The following is an 18,874-nucleotide window of genomic DNA, read 5'->3' as shown; positions in this document are numbered from 1 at the left end:
CTATGCTTTTCGCCATGATCGCCAAGGATGCGCCGGACGCCCTGCAGAAGCGCCTCGACACCCGCCCGGTGCATCTCGATCACCTCAATTCCTTGGGCAAGAAGCTCGTCTTTGCCGGCGCGCTGCTCAACCCCGAAGAGCAGCCGGAAGGCTCGATCGTGGTGTTCGAGGCTGAAACCCTCGCCGAGGCGCAGGCCATGGCCGATGCCGACCCCTTCGTTGCCGCCGGGGTTTTCGCCTCCTACGAGGTCAAGCGCTGGCGCGTCGCCATCAACACCACCGGCGTGGAGTTCTAAAACCGTGGCCTATTGGCTGATGAAGTCGGAGCCGGACGTCTTTTCCTTCGACGATCTCGTCGCCAAGACCGAGCGCGGCGAAGTGGAAGAATGGCATGGCGTCCGCAACTATGCGGCGCGCAACAACATGAAGGCCATGGCGGTCGGCGACGAGGCCTTTTTCTACCACTCCAATATCGGCAAGGAGATCGCCGGCATCATGCGCGTGGTCGCCGCCGCGCATCCCGACTCCACAGCCGAACTCAACGCCAAGGGCGAAGTAGTCTGGGAATGCGTCGACACCCAGGCCGTCAAACCCCTGCCGCGCCCGGTGACCCTGGCCGAGATCAAGGCGACGCCGGAGTTGAGCGAGCTAGAATTGGTCAAGCTCTCCCGGCTGTCGGTCAGCAAGGTGTCCGAGGCCGAATGGAAGTTGCTGTGCAAGATGGGCGGGCTTTAGCTTTCTCTTTCCTCCCCCGCCTGCGGGGAGGGGGACCATGCAAAGCATGGTGGAGGGGTGCCCCAAGCTCAAAGCGTCGAGTTTTTCAATACTCCATTCAAGTTGCCCCCTCTCCACCACGCTTCGCGCGGTCCCCTCTCCCGTGAACGGGAGAGGTAAGAAGGTGCCACTTATCCCCCTTATCCCCACCCCCAAACCTTGCGCTAATCTCCCCCATCCCCGCCAAACACGCGGTGCCGACGAAGCATCGGGCGGGGAGACGGGTCTTTCGGGGTCGCCTGAGAGAGTGCGTGGATGCCGACGCCGGTCAGGTGAGCGTGCGGATTTGGGGAAATGGGAACTCGCGCACCCGCCTCAGAACCAAGCAATCGCCGTCACCACTGGGTGGACTGCCCGAGGCGTGCGCAAAAAATCCCGATCGTGCGAAGCGGCTTTCGCCCCTTCTCCACACTTCCCCCTTCGGGGCGAAAGCCGCTTTTCACCGTGTCACCGCGACGCCTCCGGGCCGGGCGGCGCTGGTGCTCGTCTCAGGTTTCGACGACGACGGGCGGCGTTTGCGGCGCGGTTTCGGTCAGCGCGTATTTTTGCAGGAGCGGCAGCTGGCTCATCGAAAACAGAACCGTCAGCGGCATCACGCCCCATACCTTGAAGGCCACCCAGAAGTCGGTATCGAAATTGCGCCACACGACCTCATTGGCGACGGCGAGCACGACAAAGAACAGGCCCCAGTTGAGCGTCATCTTCCACCAGCCCTCGGGCCGGAGCTTATAGACGTCGCCGAACACGTGCTTGAGCAGCGAGTGGCGGAACAAGAGCCCGCCCAGCAGCACCGCGGCAAAGAGCGAATTGGTGATGGTGGGCTTCATCTTGATGAAGGTATCGTCCTGGAGCCAGAGCGTCAGGCCGCCGAAGACGAGGACAACGACGCCGGTCACCAGCGGCATTACGGCGATCTTCTTAAGAAGGATCCAGCTCAGCGCCAGCGAAATGACCATAGCCGCCATGAACCAGGCGGTGGCGACAAAGATGTCGGCGCGGCCATTCATGATGAAGAACACGACCAAGGGACCAAGCTCGAGCGCCAGCTTGATGATCTGGGGACGCAGCTCGTCCCAGTTGACGTCCTGTTCGGCGGTTTTGTCGGTCATGTTTTTGTCCATTGGCCCAATCTGATGGGCCGCGCGATCCGATGCAAGCTGCCTGTAAGGATAAAGCGTGGTGAGATTTGGGCTAAGGCCCCCACCCAGCCTCTCCCGTCAGTCGGGGGAGGAGCCGCATCGCGTTCAGTTCCGGATCGAGCTCCTCCCCCTCCTAAAGGGGGAGGTTGAATGGGGTCGTGCGGATGCAATCAATCGAAGCCAGCAATGGCCCGGGCAAAGTCGCGGGCCTCGAACGGCTCGAGATCCTCGACCCCTTCGCCGACACCGATGAAGTGCACCGGCAGGCCGAACTTCTGCGCGATGGCAACGAGGATGCCGCCCCGCGCCGTGCCATCGAGCTTGGTCATCACCAGCCCGGTGACGCCTGCGCGCTGGCCAAAGATCTCGACTTGCTTCAGCGCATTCTGCCCGGTCGTGGCATCGAGGGTGAGAAGCGTTGCGTGCGGGGCGGAGGGCTCGACCTTCTTGATGACGCGGATCACTTTTTCGAGCTCGTTCATCAGCTCGTCGCGGTTCTGCAGCCGTCCGGCCGTGTCGATGATCAAGACATCGCGGCCCTCGGCCTTGGCTTGCGTCACCGCATCGAAGGCAAGGCCCGAAGCGTCCGAGCCAGCCGGCCGGGTGATCACCGGAGCGCCAGTGCGCTGGCCCCAAACCTGCAGCTGCTCGATCGCTGCGGCGCGAAAGGTATCGCCCGCCGCCAGCATCACCGACCTGCCGTCACGGGCAAATTTTTGCGCCAGCTTGCCGATGGTCGTGGTCTTGCCCGAGCCATTGACGCCGATCATCAGGATAACGAAAGGCTTGTGCAGCGTGTCGATGGCGAGCGGCCGCGCCACGGGCACCAACACCTTTTCGACTTCCGAGGCGAGCACATTGCGCACGTCGTCGCCCGATACATCGCGATCAAAGCGGTCGCGGCGCAGGGTTTCGGTGATGGCGGTAGCCGTATCGATGCCAAGGTCGGCCTGGATCAAGACGTCTTCGAGTTCGTCCAGCGTCGCCGCATCGAGCTTGCGCTTGGTGAAAACCGAAGTGATCGAGGTCGAAAGATTGTCCGACGAGCGCTTGAGGCCAGAGGCCAATCGCTGAAACCAGCCCTGCGGCTCGGCAGCCGCCGTTGCCGGCGCGGGGATGACCGGCACACTGTCGAGCCGGGCTGCGGCCAGGTCCTCCACATCCTCGACATAATCGGGCGTCGTTTCCGGCGGGCCGGGCGGCGGCAGCTCGTCCGGCTCTGGCGCGGGAGCGGGAACCACATCGGGTTCGGGCGCGGGCGGTACCGCTTCGGGAACAACGGGAATTGGAGCGAGCGGCGCATCCGGCAAGGCTTCGGGCGGCGCGGGCGGCGGCGGTGCCGGACGCGGCTCGTCCGTCATCGCATCGTAGAGCCGCCTGAAAAAGCCCGGCTTTTTGTCGCTCATTCAAATGCCTTCCGTGACACGACCTCGTCCTTCGACAAGCTCAGGATGAGGTCTACTGCTTGGCTCGATAGAAAAGTAGCCCTCATGGTGAGCCTGTCGAACCACGAGGGCGTGGCGCAATCACGCCGCTACACGCAGCGCTTCGCCCAAGAGGCCTTTGGCGTCCATGCCGGTGATGCGCATCGCTAGCAGATCGCCAGCCGGGTTATCCGGAACGCGCACCGGCACAAATTGTTCGGTTCGCCCCACGCCGCCACGTTCGACCAGAACGCTTTCGATCTTGCCAATCCTTGAGGCACAGAGTTTTGCGACCTGCCGCTCCCCCGCCTCGCGCAACATCGCCGCCCGCAACTTACTCACGGCGCCGTTGACCTGTGGCATTCTCGCTGCCGGGGTGCCGGGCCGCGGCGAATAGGGAAAGGCGTGGATATAGGTGAGGTCGGCCTCGACGATAAAACGCAGCGAGTTTTCGAACATGGCGTCGGTTTCTGTGGGGAAGCCGGCTATGATGTCGGCGCCAAACACCATGTCCGGCCGGTTTGCGCGCAGCTTTTCCACCACCGCCAAGGCGTCATCGCGCAGATGCCGCCGCTTCATGCGCTTGAGAATCATGTCGTCGCCGGATTGGAGCGAGAGATGCAGGTGCGGCATCAGCCGCTTGTCTCTGACCGCTTCATAGAGCGCTGGGTCGGCTTCGACGGAGTCGATCGAGGAGATGCGAAGGCGCGGCAGGTCGGGCACGTGGCGGAGAATGGCTTGCGTCAGCACGCCAAGCGTGGGTGTGCCCGGCAGGTCCGGCCCATAGGAGGTGATGTCGACGCCGGTCAGCACCACTTCGCGGCAGCCGTTGCCGACGAGTTTTTTAATCTGTTCGACGACAACCCCCATCGGCACCGAACGGCTGGGGCCGCGGCCGAAGGGAATGATGCAGAAGGTGCAGCGATGGTCGCAGCCGTTTTGCACCTGAACAAAGGCACGCGTCTTGCCATCCATGCCCTCGATCAGGTGACCGGCGGTTTCGCGCACGCTCATGATGTCGTTGACCTGGCACTTGTCGTTGAGCGCGGTGCCAAAGACGATCGGGGTGTAGCTTTCGGCCCGGAGCTTGTCGGCATTGCCGATCACGAGATCGACCTCCGCCATGTCGCCAAAAGTGCGCGCCTCGGTCTGCGCGGCGCAGCCGGTGACGATGATGCGCGCGTCCGGATTATCGCGCTTTGCACGCCGCACCGCTTGCTTCGCCTGGGTCACTGCCGATTGAGTAACGGCGCAGGTGTTGATGATGATGGCGTTGTCGAGCCCGGCCTTTTCGGCCTCGGCCTTCATCACCTCGCCCTCATAGGCGTTGAGGCGGCAGCCAAAGGTCAGCGTTTGCACGCTCATCAGGCGGCCTCGCTGCGCGTCCAGGCGCCGGTCGCAGGATCGAGATCGCCGCGCCATTCAAATTCGGCGGGGCCGGTCAGCGTCACATGGTCGTTGTCGAGCCATTCGACGACGAGGTCGCCGCCGGGCACGGTCACCGTCGCCTTGCGGGCCGTGCGGCGGGTGCGGGCGCCGTTGACCAGGGCAGCACAAGCCGCCGTGCCGCAGGCCTCGGTCAGTCCCGCGCCACGCTCCCAGGTGCGCAGGATGATGCGGTCGGGCGCCGGCACATTGGCGATCGAGATATTGGCGCGCTCGGGAAACAGCGGATGATTTTCGAGCAATGGTCCGAAGCGATCGAGCGCATAGCTCCAGACATCGTCCTTGACCCAGAAGGTCGCGTGTGGATTGCCCATGGAGGCGACCGACGGCGAATGCAGCACGGGCGCGTCGATCGGTCCGATCTGCAGCTCGACCTGGCGGGTGTCGGCGAATTCCTCATTAAGCGGAATGTCGTACCAGGCAAACTTTGGCGTGCCCATGTCGACGGTGATCTGCCCGTCCTCGGCCTCTTCGCCGAAAAGAATGCCGGCCAGGGTTTCGAAGGTGAACCGTCTCCGGCCCTCTTCGGCGCCCAGCGCCTGCACGACGCAGCGCATGCCATTGCCGCAGGCCTGGGCGCGCGAACCATCCGAATTTATGATCTCGATGTAATAGTCGGTGCCCGGCGTCCGCGCGTCATGGATCGCCATGATCTGGTCGAACTTGGTTTGCGGCTGCGCATTGATGGCAATCGCCGCTTCCGGGGTAACGCGCGCCTTGCTGCCGCGCATGTCGGCGACGACGATCTGGTTGCCCAGCCCATTCATCTTGAGAAACGGCACCCTGCTCACGCCGGAGCCTCGCATGCTGGAGAAGATCGTACGCCCTATATGGCGCAAGGTGACCCCGATTGCCAGCGGCGGGCGAAATCTGATGCATCGATAAAGTTTTATGCAATTTGGCGCCAGTCTCGCAACAGCCTGTCTCTATTGTGCAATTGGCTGCTTAACCACTTTGGCAGCCAGGACACTGCATCACGCCGAGTGCCACTAGAATGGGCCACGTCATGACCACCGAGACCGCTCTCGCTGCTGCGCCTGCCCGCTCGCTGCGTCCTGCCTCAGCGGCCGGCCGTTTGGCGTTTGGCGCCGTGCCGGTTGCGGACTGGGCTTCGCTGGTCGAGACCGCCATCGAAGCCAATGCGTTTTTCGATCCGGCCTATGCACTTCCGGTCGCCCGCTTCACCCGTGGCGGAGACGCGACCAAGGCTTTGTGCGCCTTTGACGACAAGCAGCTGAGCGGCCTCGTGCCGGTGCGGAGTGCCTGGCAGGTTTATCGCCTGCCGATCCCAGCGCTGGTCTCGCATCAGCCCTATACCGTGCTGGGCTCACCGCTGCTTTCCAATGAGGACGCTGCGACGGCGCTGCTGGACAATGCCGCGCGGAGCGGCGCGCATCTTCTGGTTTTGCATATGGCCGACCTGGATGGTCCCGCCATGATAGCAATGCGAGCATCGGCCAAGCGTCGATCTCTCGCCATCACTGTCCAGGATGAGCATGAACGCGCTGCGCTGCGCGTGCCCGAGGATGCCGAGGCTTATCTGCGCGCCGGCATGGGTGCCAAAAAGCTTAAGGAGCTGCGGCGCCTCCGGCATCGGCTCGATGAAGAGGGCGAAGTGGTTTTCACCGTCGCCCGCGACGAAGCTACAATCCTTCCGGCGCTCGAACGCTTCCTGACGCTTGAGGCCGCCGGCTGGAAAGGCGAGCGCGGCACCGGTCTTGCCCAGAACCAGGGCGACACGCGCTACATTACCGAGGTGGCGCTCGGCCTTGCGCCCAAATCGGGCATCGAGATCGTCGAACTGAGCGTCGCTGGCAAAACCATCGCCGCCGGTCTCGTCCTGCGCCAGCAGCGCACGGCCATGTTCTTCAAGATCGCCTTCGACGAAGCCTATGCCCGTTATTCGCCCGGCGTGCAGCTCACGGTCGAGCTGACCCGCCACTTCACCGAAAATCCTGCCATCGACTTTGTCGACTCCTGCGCCCTGCCGGGTCATCCGATGATCGACCATGTGTGGCGCGAGCGCCGTCGCGTCGGCAATGTCCTGATCGCCACCCGGCCCGGCCCGGTCGCCGCGCTCTGCGCCCGGCTCATCCTGCTTCGCGGCGAGGCCCGCGAGACCGCCAAAAGCCTTTTGCATCGAACCCGAAACGCCCTCAAAACCCGAGAGATCCGCAAATGACTGCGACGCTGATGGCCGACGAGGCCGCCTTCGAAAACCTTTTCCCCAACAAGCCCTTCCGGATCCAGCACAAGCTGGTCGGCGATCCGCGGCTGACGCTTCCGGCCATTTTGGACTTGGTCAAGCAGATGCCGCGCGACCGGATCGAATACAATTCGGGCAAGGCCAATGTCAGCCAGGATCCGACCACGACGCCGTTGGTCGATCTCGACCCGCAGGAAGTCGTGCGCCAGATCGAGACCGCCGGCGCCTGGATGGTGCTGAAGCGCATCGAGATCGTGCCGGCCTATAAGGAATTGCTGGAAACCGCCTTGCAGTCGGTCGCCAGCGCCCAGGGTTACAAGAGCCTCGAAGCCGCCGGTTTCACCGATGTGCAGGGCTTCCTTTTTGTTTCCTCGCCGGGCTCGACCACGCCCTTCCACCTCGACAGCGAAGACAATTTCTTTGTCCAGGTTCATGGCGACAAGCAGTTTGCCGTGTTCGACAACACCGACCATTCGATCGCCAGCGAAGAGCAGATCGAGCATGCGATCACCAAGCATCGCAACATCAAGTACGAAGATCGCTTCGCCACCCGCGGTACGGTCAACGAGCTCAAGCCCGGCGAGGGCGTCTTCGTGCCCTATATCTGGCCGCACTGGGTCAAGACCAAGGATACCTATTCCATCTCGGTCGCGATCACCTGGAAGACCCGCGAAGTGAAGCGCCGTAATGACCTCTATGTGGTCAATTCCATGCTGCGCGATCGTGGCCTGCCGCAGTCCGCTCCCGGCGTCAAACCGGCCCTCGATGCTGTAAAACTCGGTGCCTTCCGCGTCGCCGCCGGTGTCGCTGCGCCTCTGCGCAAGTCCGAAGGCCTTCGCCGCCTGATCCGCCAGGTCGTCGTCTTGGCAAGGACGCCAACTACTATTATGGCGAAAAGAAAAAGTCCGGCCAGGTCGGGATGTAAGCAAAAGGGCCGCGGTGCAAACCGCGGCCTTCTTATTTGCCCGGTCGCAGGTGGTGCAGCACCCGGCGCACGCCGCTTGCCGCCTGCCAGAGTTTTGGATTTTGCTTGATGGTGCGCTTGAGCTCCGACCGACCCGTCAGCGCCAGTGCCGCCAACCGTCCTGCGGCCGTTAGCGGCAAGAGGCTGTTGTAGACGGGCTGCGGCTCGGTCCAGCGCGCCTTGTAGTGGAAGTCGCCGAGGCCGATGTCGAAACTGGTGATGCCCATGTCGATGAGATCATCCATGAGGTCGGCGATCAGGATGCTCATGAGGCTGAAGCGGCTGGCGTCACCGCTTTCGGTCGAGTTGATATAGAGCGAATAATGGTCACCCGCCGTGGTGCCCCAGCTTGTGGCAGTGACGACGCCATTGGCCATGAGGCTATGGACGAGAAGGGGAGGGCGCTCCTGGCCGAAGCCGGCGAGTGCCGCCTCATGGAAGAAGGCGCGGAATACCGGTTCTTCGAAGACATTGTCGACGCCCATCTCGTCGAACCGCTCACGCCGTTGTTCGAGAAACCGCTCGTGCACATGCTCCAGCGTCGCGGCGTCCTGAACCCGAACGAGTTCGACTGTGCCCAGCGCTTCTTCCATGCGCCGCCGGCTGCGCTGCAGGTCGCCACGGCGCTTGGGGGCCAGGCGGGTGCTGATGAACGGCTTGGGCACGTTGGCGAGAGAGGTGAAATAGAAGTTGGACGGGCCAATCATATGCGGCAGCTGCAGCAGCAGATTGGCCATGCCGTTCCAATTGGCAGGAAGATTCTGAAGGCTCAAGATGTCGATGCCGCCGACCTGCCGCGCAATGTCCGCGACGATCGCGCGCAACTGAGTAGCATTGGCGGCAAAGTCGGGTGTCGCGAGCATCCAATCGACATTGGAATAGTCCGTGCCGAGGAGCCGCGCGGTCCGCAGACCAAGGCGCTGGTGAATCGCCAAGGGCAAGAGCGCGACGATTTCTTCGGCAAGCGAGACCACGGCGATGGCGATCCGACTGTTGGGCTCGGCTCCGGCATCGAGAAGCAGCTTGAGCCAGTCGAAGCGCTGGTAGGGCGTCAGCGTGCCGACCGCCTCGAGTTCGCGCCAGGCCTCTTCCGCGGCCTCGATGCTGTTGAGCACTGTAACGTCGAAAACCATAGGTGCCGGCGCGGTCGTGGTCATGAGGCCAAATGCTTGATTACAGTGCGCTGACAAATTACCCGCCAATCAAGAGACTAGTGTTAATGTCACGCGATTTTCTCGATCCGGCCTCAAACCTTGACTTGGCCGCGCTCTTCGCTTAGAGGCAGCGCTGTTCATCAGGCTTTTGCTCCTGACCAGCCGACCGGGACCCCGCCAGGGTTCGACGATCCCGGAGGCCAACATCCGCCAGCGCGTTGCGCCCGCGGGTGGGTTTTGCATTTGCCCAAACGAACACCACATCTCGGCGGACTTCCCGAACGAGTAGGACCCAAAATGTTCGAGAGCCTTTCCGACCGGCTTGGCAAAATCTTTGACGGACTTCGTGGACGCGGCGCGCTGAGCGCGGCCGATGTCGATGCCGCCATGCGCGAGATCCGCCGGGCGCTGATCGAGGCCGACGTTTCGCTCGAAGTGGTCCGGGCCTTTGTCGAGCAGGTGCGCGAGCGCGCTGTCGGTGCCGAAGTCACACGTTCGGTGACGCCGGGCCAGCAGGTGGTCAAGATCGTCAATGACGAATTGGTCCAGGTGCTCGGTTCGGATGCCGTCACCATCGATCTTAATGCCCCGGCGCCGGTGACCCTTCTGATGGTCGGTCTCCAGGGTTCGGGCAAGACCACGACGACTGCCAAGATCGCAAAACGCCTCAAGGACCGGCAGAAGAAAAAGGTCCTCCTTGCGTCGCTCGATACCCGCCGCCCGGCTGCCATGGAGCAGTTGCGCGTGCTTGGCGAACAGGTGGGCGTCGATACGCTTCCGATCGTTGCGACCGAAACGCCGGTCGAGATTGCCCGCCGCGCCGAGCGCGAGGGGCGTCTTGGTGGCTACGACGTCCTGATCCTCGACACCGCTGGCCGCACCCATGTCGATGAAGAGCTGATGGTTGAAACCGTCAGCATCAAGGACATTGCCCAGCCGCACGAAATTCTCCTGGTCGTCGACGCGCTGACCGGCCAGGACGCGATCAACGTCGCCCGCTCGTTCGACACGCGCCTCGATGTCACGGGCATCGTCATGACCCGCGTCGACGGCGATGGCCGCGGTGGCGCGGCGCTTTCGATGCGTGCCGCCACGGGCAAGCCGATCAAGCTGATCGGTGTCGGCGAAAAGATGGATGCGCTGGAAGATTTTCATCCCTCGCGCATCGCCGACCGCATCCTTGGCATGGGCGACATCGTCAGCCTGGTCGAAAAGGCGGCCGAGCATGTCACCGCCGAAGACGCGGCCAAGATGGCCAAGAAGCTCAAGAAGGGCTCCTTCGACTTCGACGACCTGCGCAGCCAGCTGACGCAGATGAAGAAGATGGGCGGCATGGGCGGGCTGATGTCGATGATGCCGGGTGCAGGCCAGCTCAAGAAAGCCATGGCCGGCGCCAATATCGACGAAAAGGTCTTCGACCGGCAGATCGCCATCATCAATTCGATGACCAAGAAGGAGCGGGCCGAGCCCGATCTTCTCAATGCCAGCCGCCGCAAGCGTATTGCCGCTGGTGCCGGTGTCGAGGTCAGCGAAATCAACAAGCTTGCCAAGCAGCACCGCCAGATGGCGGACATGATGAAAAAGGTCTCCAAGGGCGGCATGGGCGCGCTTGGTGGTATGTTCGGCGGCAAGATGGGCGGCATGCTTGGTGGCATGCCGGACCTTGCAAAGATGGATCCCAAGCAGCTCGAGCAGATGGCGCGCCAGGCTGGGATCAATCCCGAGCAGCTCAAGGGCCTGCCTTCGGCCGACCTGCCCATGACCGACAAGCTGCCGACCGATGTCGGCTCGCTTCTGAAATCCTCCGGCGGACCGGCCTTGCCTGGTCTTGGCGGAGCGCCCCATTTCCCCGGCCTTCCCGGCCTGGGCAAGAAAAAGTAACCCTTCCAACCTTTCAGGAACCAAGATGTCCCTCAAGATCCGCCTTGCCCGCGCTGGCACCAAGAAGCGCCCCTTCTACCACATCGTCATTGCCGACGCCCGTTCGCCGCGCGATGGCCGCTTCATCGAGAAGCTGGGCACCTTCAACCCGCTCCTCGCCAAGGACGCCGAAAACCGCGTCGTGCTCGACACCGAACGCGCCAAGCACTGGGTTTCGGTCGGCGCCCAGCCGACCGACCGCGTGCTGCGTTTCCTCGACGCTGCCGGCCTCATGAAGCGCGAAGCCCGCAACAACCCCAAGAGCGGCGAGCCGGGCGCCAAGGCCAAGGAACGCGCCGAAGAGCGCGCCGCCAAGGCTGCTGCCGGTTCGGAAGAAGCTGCTGCCGAGTAATCGCTGCGCTTGGTTGAAAACAGAATATCCCCGGTCGTGAGGCCGGGGATATTTTTTCGTCCTGTGGTCACCGCCCCCGCCCTTCGAGGCCGCTTTGCGGCACCTCAGGGTGAGGTCTACTCGGGGCCTACTGCTTCAGCTTTGCCAGGATTGCCGCGCCCATTTCTTCGGTGCCGACTGTCTTGCGGTTGTCCTGGGCGATGTCGCCGGTGCGCAGGCCGTCGCTTAGCACGGCCGAGATGGCGTTTTCGATGCGGGTGGCGAGTTCGATCATGTTGAACGAATAGCGCAGGGCCATGGCGACGGAGGCGATCATGGCGATGGGGTTGGCGATGCCCTTGCCGGCAATGTCCGGCGCCGAGCCGTGCACGGGCTCGTAGAAGGCCTTGCGCTTGCCGGTTATCGGATCGGGCGCACCCAGCGAGGCCGAGGGCAGCATGCCGAGCGAGCCGGTGAGCATGGCGGCGACGTCGGAGAGGATGTCGCCGAAGAGATTGTCGGTGACCATGACGTCGAACTGCTTGGGATTGCGCACAAGCTGCATGGCGGCATTGTCGGCCAGGATATGGTGCAGCTCGACATCGGCATAATCCTTGCCAACGCCCTTGACCACTTCGTCCCAGAGGACGCCCGACTTCATGACATTCTTCTTGTCGGCCGAATGCACCTTGTTTTTGCGGGTGCGGGCAAGATCGAAGGCGACGCGGGCGATACGGTCGATTTCGTAGGTCTCGTAGACCTGGGTGTCGATGGCGCGCTTCTGGCCGTTTTCCAGATCGGTGATGGTCTTGGGCTCGCCGAAATAAACGCCGCCGGTCAGTTCGCGGACGATCAGGATGTCGAGGCCTTCCACCAATTCGCGCTTGAGCGAAGAGGCATCGGCCAGCGCCGGATAGCAGATGGCGGGGCGCAGATTGGCGAAAACGGCGAGTTCCTTGCGGAGGCGCAGCAGCGCGGCTTCCGGACGATGCTCATACGGGACATTGTCCCATTTGGGGCCGCCAACGGCGCCGAAGATCACGGCGTCCGCAGCCTTGGCCTTTTCGGTGTCCTCGCCGGTGATGGCGACCTGGTGCTTGTCATAGGCTGCGCCGCCGGCAAGGCCGCTGTCCGTTGAAAAATCGGTCAGCTGTTCGCTGTTGGTCCAGTCGATCAGCTTTTCCACCTCGACCATGATCTCGGTGCCGATGCCGTCGCCGGGCAGAAGGAAAAGGGAATGGGTGGCCATGACGATTTCCTTTTAGGAGTTGGCAGCGCCGATGCGGGCGGTGACTTCGATTTCGATCTTCATGCCGGCTTCGATCATCTGGACGATCAGCATGGAGGCAGCGGGACGGATGTCCTTGAATACGGGACCGACAGCGGCAACCACGTCGTCGACCACGGATCGGTCGCCGACATAGTAGACGACGCGAACGGTATCCTCGATCGACGAGCCGGCTTCGCGCAGGGCCTTGTCGATGGTGGCCAAGGCGTTTTTGGCCTGCTCGCCGACGGCCTCCGGCATGGTCATGGTGGCATAGTCATAGCCGGTGGTGCCGGAGACATAGACGGTGTCGTCGTGGCGCACAGCGCGGGAATAGCCGAAGGTGGCTTCGAACGGGGAGCCGGTGGAAACGCGCTGGACCATTTTTGTTCCTTAGAGCCAGGGACGCTGGGTGGCCATTGTGCCCTCGAAGGACGAAATGGCGGGATCGGATTTGAGCGTGCCGGCGATGTCATCGAGCCCTTCAAGCAGGATCTGCTTTCGCGCCGGGTCGATGTCGAAGTGGAGCGTGCCGCCGTCCGGACCCTTGATGGTCTGGGCTTCAAGGTCGACGGTCAGCGTCGCATTGGCGCCACGTTCGGCGTCGTCGAGCAGCAGTTTGAGCTGATCGGGAGTCACGACCAGCGGCAGGATGCCGTTCTTGAAGCAGTTGTTGTAGAAAATGTCGGCAAAGCTGGTGGAGATGACGCAGCGGATGCCGAAGTCGGCCAGGGCCCAGGGCGCGTGCTCGCGGGAGGAGCCGCAGCCGAAATTGTCACCGGCGATGACGATCTTGGCCTGGCGATAAGCGGGCTGGTTGAGAACGAAATCGGGGTTCTCCGAGCCGTCCTCGTTGTAGCGCATTTCGCTGAACAGCGCGACGCCGAGGCCGGTGCGCTTGATGGTCTTCAGGTACTGCTTGGGGATGATCATATCAGTGTCGATATTGATGATCGGCAGGGGCGCCGCGACGCCGGTCAGAGTGGTGAACTTTTCCATGGGGCAAGGGACCTCGCTGTTGCCAGCGTCATGCCGTGAAGCGGGATGGTGGTCAAGCAGAAACCGTACGCGTGGGTACGGTTGCGGCATGCACGAAAACGCCGCCTGGCCCTAAGGCGTCGCGGTTACACGGTGTGAAGCGGCTTTCGCCCCGAAAGGGGGTAGAGTGAAGAGGCGAAAGCCGCTTCGCACGATCGGGATTTTTTGCGCACGCCTCGGGCAGTCCACCCAGCGGTGACGGCGATTGTTTGGTTCTGAGGCGGGTGCGCGAGTTCCCATTTCCCCAAATCCGCACGCTCACCTGACCGGCGTCGGCATCCACGCACTCTCTCAGGCGACCCCGAAAGACCCGTCTCCCCGCCCGATGCTTCGTCGGCACCGCGTGTGTGGCGGGGATGGGAGAGATTAGCGTAAGGTTTTGGGGGTGGGGATAAGGGGGATAGATCGAGATTTTGGAGAGGCCGACACCCCCTTCCGAGCTGCGCTAAGGCGCGGCGCGCCTAAGCTTCGCTTGCCTTCCCCTCAAGGGGAAGGTGAAGGTGGTGGGTGTGGCACTATCTCGTCAAACACTCCTCGGAAGGGGGTGCCTCAGGCGGCGAGGCTCTCGCGCGGATTGACACCGAGCATGATGTTCAGATTCTGCACGGCGGCGCCGGAGGCGCCTTTGCCGAGATTGTCGTAGACGGCGGCGATGACGGCCTGGTTGATGTGGTCGTTGGCGAAGACGTGGAGGGTCAGCGTGTTGGTGCCGTTATGGACCTGCGGGTCGAGCGCCGGGGTCTTGCCGAGCTTTTCGTCATAGGGCGCGACGCGGACGAAGCTGTCGGGGATCGACGCGTAATGATCGGCCAAAACTTCGTGGAGGCGCTTGCCCGTGGGGATGTCGGCGACCATGTCGAGGTGGAGCGGCACGGAAGTGTGCATGCCTTGCGCGAAATTGCCGACCACCGGCTCGAAGAGCGGCGAGCGGTTGAGGTGGGCGTATTGGCTCATTTCGGGCAGGTGCTTGTGCACGAAGGTCAAGGCATAGGGCGCGAACTGACTCATCACCGCGCCGGGCGCTTCATATTCTTCCATCATCTGGCGGCCGCCACCGGAATAGCCGGAAATGCCGTGGTAGGAGACCGGGTAATCGCCCGGCACGATCCGTGCTTCAACCAGAGGACGCAAGGCCGCGATGAGGCCCTGAGGCCAGCAGCCGGGATTGGCGACATAGCGGGCATTGCGGATTTCCTCGGTCTGCGCGACGTCCATTTCGGCAAAACCATAGGCCCAGCCTTCGGCGACGCGATGGGCCGTCGAGGCGTCGATGACGCGGGTCGTGTCGTTTTCGATCAGCCGCACGCTTTCCTTGGCTGCCTCGTCGGGGAGGCAGAGGATCGCGACGTCGGCCAGGTTGAGGAGGCGCTTGCGTTCGTCCTGGTCCTTGCGCTTTTCGGGCGCGATGGAGAGCACTTCAAGGTCGCGGCGGTCGGCGAGGCGCTCGCGGATCTGCAGACCCGTCGTACCGGCTTCGCCATCGATGAAGATTTTTGCGACCATGTTCGTCTCCTTGGGTGACGGACCTAGATGGCCCCGGCCTGCCGTGACGTCAATAGAGCCAGCATTGCGAATATCGAGGTCGGATGGCATTGATTTGACGCCTGAGATCCAAGGAGCCGCCGATGACTACGCCGCACAACCATGCCAAGCCGGGCGACTATGCAGAAGCGGTTCTGCTGCCGGGGACCCGTTGCGGGCAAAGTGGATCGCCGAGACGTTTTTCGAGGGGCCGCGCCTCGTCAATTCGGTGCGCAATTGCCTCGGCTATACCGGCACGTGGAAGGGCAAGCCGGTGTCGGTGCAGGCCTCGGGCATGGGGCAGCCGTCGCTTGGCATCTATGTGCACGAGCTGATCAATGTTTATGGGGTCAAATCGCTGATCCGCGTCGGCACCTGTGGCGGGCTCAACGCCAAGGTCAAAGTGCGCGATGTCATCCTGGCGCAGGGGGCGACGACGGATAGCTCGATCGTCAAGGGCCGGTTCGGGCCCTATAATTATGCGCCGATCGCCGATTTCGGGCTGTTGCGCTCGGCGGCGGACAAGGCGGATGCCAAGGGGCTGAAATTTCACGCCGGCAACATGCTGAGCTCGGACATCTTTTATCATCAGGACGGGTTTGCCGGCTATGACAAGCTGCCCGAGCACGGAGTGATCGGCGTCGAGATGGAAGCGGCGACGCTTTATACGCTGGCGGCGCGGTTTGGTGTGAAGGCGCTGACGATTTGCACGATGACAGACTGCCTCGTGACGCATGAGGAGATCAGCGCCGAGGAGCGGCAATCGTCGCTGTCCGAAATGGTGGAACTGGCGCTGGACGTGGCGGTGGACGCATGAGCGACGCCATTGCCTTCGTGATCATCGCCGTGGTGGCGCTGATCCACATCTATATCGTCCTGCTCGAAATGGTGTGGTGGGACACACCGCGAGGGCAGAAGGCGTTCGGGATGACGCCGGAGTTTTCGCGGTCGACTAAGGTTCTGGCGGCGAACCAGGGGCTTTATAACGGGTTTTTGGCGGCGGGGCTGATCTGGAGCCTGGTGCATCCCGATCCTGCGACGCGCTGGCAGATCGCGGTGTTCTTTTTGGCTTGCGTGGCGGTGGCGGGGATTTTTGGCGCGGTGACGACGAGGAGCCGGCGAATATTGTTGTTGCAGACGGTGCCTGCGGTATTGGGGATTGTGGCGCTGGCGGTGTTTTAGGGGAGAGACCCCCACCCGGCCTCCCCCTGCAGAAGGGGGAGGAGTACGGCCGGTGGGTGTGCGGAGATCTTTTTACTAGCTCGGTGTCATCCCCGCGCAGGCGGGGATCCATCCTGAGATCTGGGGATGGGCCCCGGCCTACGCCGGAGTGACAGCCGGTGGGTGTTAGAACGAGGCGCCTAAGCGGCCAAAGCACCTAGCACCCGCACCCAGCTCCTGATGCCGCGGTGGAAGCTTTCGAGGTCGTACTTTTCGTTGGGCGAGTGGATCTGGTCGTCCACGTGGGCGAAGCCGATGAGGAGGGTGTCTAGCCCTAAGATCTTCTTGAAGTCGCCGACGACGGGGATCGAGCCGCCCGAGCCGGTGATCACAGCCTGCTTGCCCCATTCGCTGGTCAGCCCTTCAAGCGCCTGGCGCAGGAATTCGCCTTCTGCGGGGACGGTGATGGCGGGGAGTTGCCATGGGGGTGAATTTGACCGTGCAGTCGGGTGGCAGCATCTTTTCGACATGGGCGCGGAAGGCGGCGCGGATCTTGTCGGGCTGCATGCCGGAGACGAGGCGGAAGGAGATCTTGGCGCTGGCCTTGGAGGGGATGACGGTCTTGAAGCCGTCGCCGGTATAGCCGCCGATCATGCCGTTGATTTCGCAGGTCGGGCGGGCCCAGAGCATTTCGAGCACCGAGCGGGATTGTTCGCCGGCGGGGGTCGCGAGATTGACGCTGCCGAGGAAGGCCTTTTCGTCAAAACCGAGACCGGCCCATTGCGCCTTGAGCTCGGGCGAGATTTCGGCGACGTCGTCGTAAAAGCCGGGCAGGGTCACCGAACCATCGGGGGCGCGCAGGCTGGCAATGATCTCGGCGAGGACCTGGTTGGGATTGCGCGCGGCATTGCCGAACATGCCGGAATGAAGGTCCTTGTCGGCGGCGGTGATCTCGATCTCGTCGGCGACGAGGCCGCGCAGCATGGTGGTGATCGAGGGGTTTCACGATCCCACATATCGGTGTCGCAGACGAGCGCGATATCGGCGCGCAGCTCGTCGGCATTGTCGCGCATGAAGGGCGGCAGGTTCTTGCCGCCGGATTCCTCCTCGCCTTCGAGCATCAATGAGACGCGGATGGGCAATGAGCCGGTTGCCGCCTTCCAGGCGCGGCAGGCTTCGATAAAGGTCAGCATCTGGCCTTTGTCGTCGGATGCACCGCGGGCGACGATGATCTTGCGGCCGTCGCGCTCGACGATTTGCGGATCGAAGGGGTCGGTGTGCCAGAGATTGAGCGGGTCGACCGGCTGGACGTCGTAGTGTGCATAAAAGAGGACATGCGGGCCGGCTTGCTCCGGACCATGCGCGACGACGACGGGGTGGCCGGGGGTCGGACGCGCGGCGGCATCGAAGCCCAAATTCTGGAGTTCTGCGGCGATCCAGTCGGCGGCCTTCTGGCATTCGGCAGCAAAGGCCGGGTCGGTCGAAATGGATTTGATGCGCAGGAGCGCGAACAGCCGCTCGAGGCTCGCATCGAGCCCGCCATCCACCGCTTGGAGAATCTGGTCGATCGTGGCGGGGCTGGTCATAGGCATATCCTTTGATAACGAAACGGCTGCGACCATGGCGCGGCGAAGCGCCCAATGTCTAGCCGCGTGTTATTGTCATACTTATGGGCCTGTGATTAGGTCGCGACGCATGAGGGAGGCGATGGCATGGACAGGTCCGCAGGACGCGCGCGGCATTCGGGCGATTTGATCGCCGCGCTCTCCGGCCGCAATCCGGCGCGCAACCTCCATACCGACGTGCTCTGGCAAATGGGCTTTGCCATCGTTTCTGGGCAATATGCGGAAGGCTCGATCCTGCCGGCCGACACCGAGCTTTTGGAGCGGTTCGGCGTGTCGCGCACCGTCTTGCGCGAGGCGCTGAAGACGCTGGCGGCCAAGGGGCTGATCGAAGCACGGGCGCGGATCGGCACGCGTGTCTTGCCGCGCAATCGCTGGAACCTCTTTGATGCCGATGTGCTCGCCTGGTTTTTCGAGCTCGGGCCCGATGTCAGCTTTTTGCGCAGTCTGGCGGAAGTGCGGATCGGCATCGAAATCGAGGCAGCGGCGCTGGCGGCGGAACGCGCCGATAAGGAGCAGGTCAAGGCGCTGGTCGCCTGCGTGGAAAATATGGCGGGGGCGGAAACGCCAGCCGACTTCGCGCGTTACGATCTCGAATTCCACCGTGTCGTGGCAGAGGCTTCGGGAAATCCGTTCATGGCCTCGATCAGTGCCCTGGTGGAAATGGCCTTGACGGCGGCGTTTACGATTTCGTCTCCCGTCAACCAGCCGTCGGCCCTGGCGGTTACCGTCGATGTGCATCGACGCATCGCCGAGGCCATCGGGCAGGGTGACCCGGCGGCTGCCCGGCAGGCTATGCGCGAAGCCATCGCGCAGGGGTTCGACCGGGCCGCGGGACGGATGGAACAGCCCGCCGAGGCCTGAGGCAAAAGCCTGTTAAGCAGTTGAGAAAACGGGTTTTTGTCAT

General features: G+C 63.0%; 17 protein-coding genes and 2 pseudogenes. 9 read left to right on the top strand and 10 right to left on the bottom strand.

Annotated features, from left to right (window positions below; translation table 11 throughout):
* Positions 1-2: 2 nt before the first annotated feature.
* Positions 3-296: a YciI family protein gene (locus tag G5575_RS02145; RefSeq protein WP_164532893.1), complete on the top strand. Its 294-nt coding sequence runs from the start codon at positions 3-5 to the stop codon at positions 294-296.
* Between the two features lie 4 nt (positions 297-300).
* Positions 301-735 carry an EVE domain-containing protein gene (locus G5575_RS02140; RefSeq protein WP_164532892.1) on the top strand — a complete coding sequence of 145 codons (435 nt, stop codon included), beginning with the start codon at positions 301-303 and terminating at the stop codon, positions 733-735.
* A gap of 527 nt (positions 736-1,262) precedes the next feature.
* Here the strand turns inward: G5575_RS02140 and G5575_RS02135 are convergent.
* The 4 genes from G5575_RS02135 to dapF all read right to left on the bottom strand — a co-directional run bounded on the left by G5575_RS02135 (position 1,263) and on the right by dapF (position 5,550).
* Positions 1,263-1,895 (bottom strand): septation protein A, encoded by a 633-nt coding sequence (locus G5575_RS02135; RefSeq protein WP_164532891.1) that lies wholly within the window; start codon positions 1,893-1,895, stop codon positions 1,263-1,265.
* 188 nt (positions 1,896-2,083) lie between these two features.
* Complete coding sequence (gene ftsY / locus G5575_RS02130; RefSeq protein WP_164532890.1) at positions 2,084-3,319, bottom strand: signal recognition particle-docking protein FtsY; 1,236 nt, start codon at positions 3,317-3,319, stop codon at positions 2,084-2,086.
* A gap of 120 nt (positions 3,320-3,439) precedes the next feature.
* Entirely contained in the window at positions 3,440-4,702 is a 1,263-nt protein-coding gene (mtaB, locus tag G5575_RS02125) for a tRNA (N(6)-L-threonylcarbamoyladenosine(37)-C(2))-methylthiotransferase MtaB (RefSeq protein WP_164532889.1), read from the bottom strand.
* Positions 4,702-5,550, bottom strand: coding sequence for a diaminopimelate epimerase (gene dapF / locus G5575_RS02120; RefSeq protein WP_216629838.1), 849 nt, complete (start codon positions 5,548-5,550; stop codon positions 4,702-4,704). Before dapF ends, mtaB begins: the two co-directional genes overlap by 1 nt.
* Before the next feature lie 239 nt (positions 5,551-5,789).
* On the opposite strand from dapF, the gene G5575_RS02115 reads away from it, so the two are divergent.
* Together G5575_RS02115 and G5575_RS02110 are read left to right on the top strand one after the other, a co-directional pair.
* Positions 5,790-6,965: a GNAT family N-acetyltransferase gene (locus G5575_RS02115; protein WP_164532887.1), complete on the top strand. Its 1,176-nt coding sequence runs from the start codon at positions 5,790-5,792 to the stop codon at positions 6,963-6,965.
* Positions 6,962-7,914 (top strand): annotated as a pseudogene (locus G5575_RS02110) (cupin-like domain-containing protein). Before G5575_RS02115 ends, G5575_RS02110 begins: the two are co-directional and overlap by 4 nt.
* A 32-nt stretch (positions 7,915-7,946) precedes the next feature.
* On the opposite strand, the gene G5575_RS02105 reads toward G5575_RS02110, so the two are convergent.
* Positions 7,947-9,110: a GNAT family N-acetyltransferase gene (locus tag G5575_RS02105; RefSeq protein ID WP_164532886.1), complete on the bottom strand. Its 1,164-nt coding sequence runs from the start codon at positions 9,108-9,110 to the stop codon at positions 7,947-7,949.
* Between the two features lie 294 nt (positions 9,111-9,404).
* Between G5575_RS02105 and ffh the strand changes: the two genes are divergently transcribed.
* A complete protein-coding gene (gene ffh / locus G5575_RS02100; RefSeq protein ID WP_164532885.1) occupies positions 9,405-10,988 on the top strand; it encodes a signal recognition particle protein in 1,584 nt (527 codons plus the stop codon).
* A 25-nt stretch (positions 10,989-11,013) separates the two neighbouring features.
* Entirely contained in the window at positions 11,014-11,379 is a 366-nt protein-coding gene (gene rpsP, locus G5575_RS02095; protein ID WP_164532884.1) for a 30S ribosomal protein S16, read from the top strand.
* A 127-nt stretch (positions 11,380-11,506) separates the two neighbouring features.
* Here rpsP and leuB read toward each other — a convergent pair whose 3' ends face one another.
* From leuB to argC, 4 genes are all read right to left on the bottom strand, one after another.
* Entirely contained in the window at positions 11,507-12,607 is a 1,101-nt protein-coding gene (leuB, locus tag G5575_RS02090; RefSeq protein ID WP_164532883.1) for a 3-isopropylmalate dehydrogenase, read from the bottom strand.
* A gap of 12 nt (positions 12,608-12,619) precedes the next feature.
* The gene (locus G5575_RS02085) at positions 12,620-13,009 is read right to left on the bottom strand and encodes a RidA family protein (protein ID WP_164532882.1); all 390 of its coding nucleotides are present in this window, start codon (positions 13,007-13,009) and stop codon (positions 12,620-12,622) included.
* A 9-nt stretch (positions 13,010-13,018) separates the two neighbouring features.
* Positions 13,019-13,624, bottom strand: coding sequence for a 3-isopropylmalate dehydratase small subunit (gene leuD, locus G5575_RS02080; protein WP_164532881.1), 606 nt, complete (start codon positions 13,622-13,624; stop codon positions 13,019-13,021).
* A gap of 588 nt (positions 13,625-14,212) precedes the next feature.
* Complete coding sequence (argC, locus tag G5575_RS02075) at positions 14,213-15,166, bottom strand: N-acetyl-gamma-glutamyl-phosphate reductase (RefSeq protein ID WP_164532880.1); 954 nt, start codon at positions 15,164-15,166, stop codon at positions 14,213-14,215.
* Positions 15,167-15,356: 190 nt separating this feature from the next.
* Between argC and deoD the strand changes: the two genes are divergently transcribed.
* Together deoD and G5575_RS02065 are read left to right on the top strand one after the other, a co-directional pair.
* A complete protein-coding gene (gene deoD, locus G5575_RS02070; RefSeq protein ID WP_235935508.1) occupies positions 15,357-16,001 on the top strand; it encodes a purine-nucleoside phosphorylase in 645 nt (214 codons plus the stop codon).
* The gene (locus G5575_RS02065) at positions 15,998-16,366 is read left to right on the top strand and encodes a DUF1304 domain-containing protein (protein ID WP_164532879.1); all 369 of its coding nucleotides are present in this window, start codon (positions 15,998-16,000) and stop codon (positions 16,364-16,366) included. Before deoD ends, G5575_RS02065 begins: the two co-directional genes overlap by 4 nt.
* A 179-nt stretch (positions 16,367-16,545) precedes the next feature.
* Here the strand turns inward: G5575_RS02065 and G5575_RS02060 are convergent.
* Positions 16,546-17,937, bottom strand: a pseudogene (locus G5575_RS02060) (M20/M25/M40 family metallo-hydrolase).
* 120 nt (positions 17,938-18,057) lie between these two features.
* Here G5575_RS02060 and G5575_RS02055 point away from each other — a divergent pair.
* Positions 18,058-18,831 (top strand): FadR/GntR family transcriptional regulator, encoded by a 774-nt coding sequence (locus G5575_RS02055; RefSeq protein WP_164532878.1) that lies wholly within the window; start codon positions 18,058-18,060, stop codon positions 18,829-18,831.
* Positions 18,832-18,874 lie beyond the last annotated feature (43 nt).

Origin of the sequence: Devosia aurantiaca (assembly GCF_011058215.1) — a bacterium.
In the GTDB taxonomy this organism is placed as follows: domain Bacteria; phylum Pseudomonadota; class Alphaproteobacteria; order Rhizobiales; family Devosiaceae; genus Devosia; species Devosia aurantiaca.
This window is presented reverse-complemented; position numbering and strand designations above follow the sequence as displayed.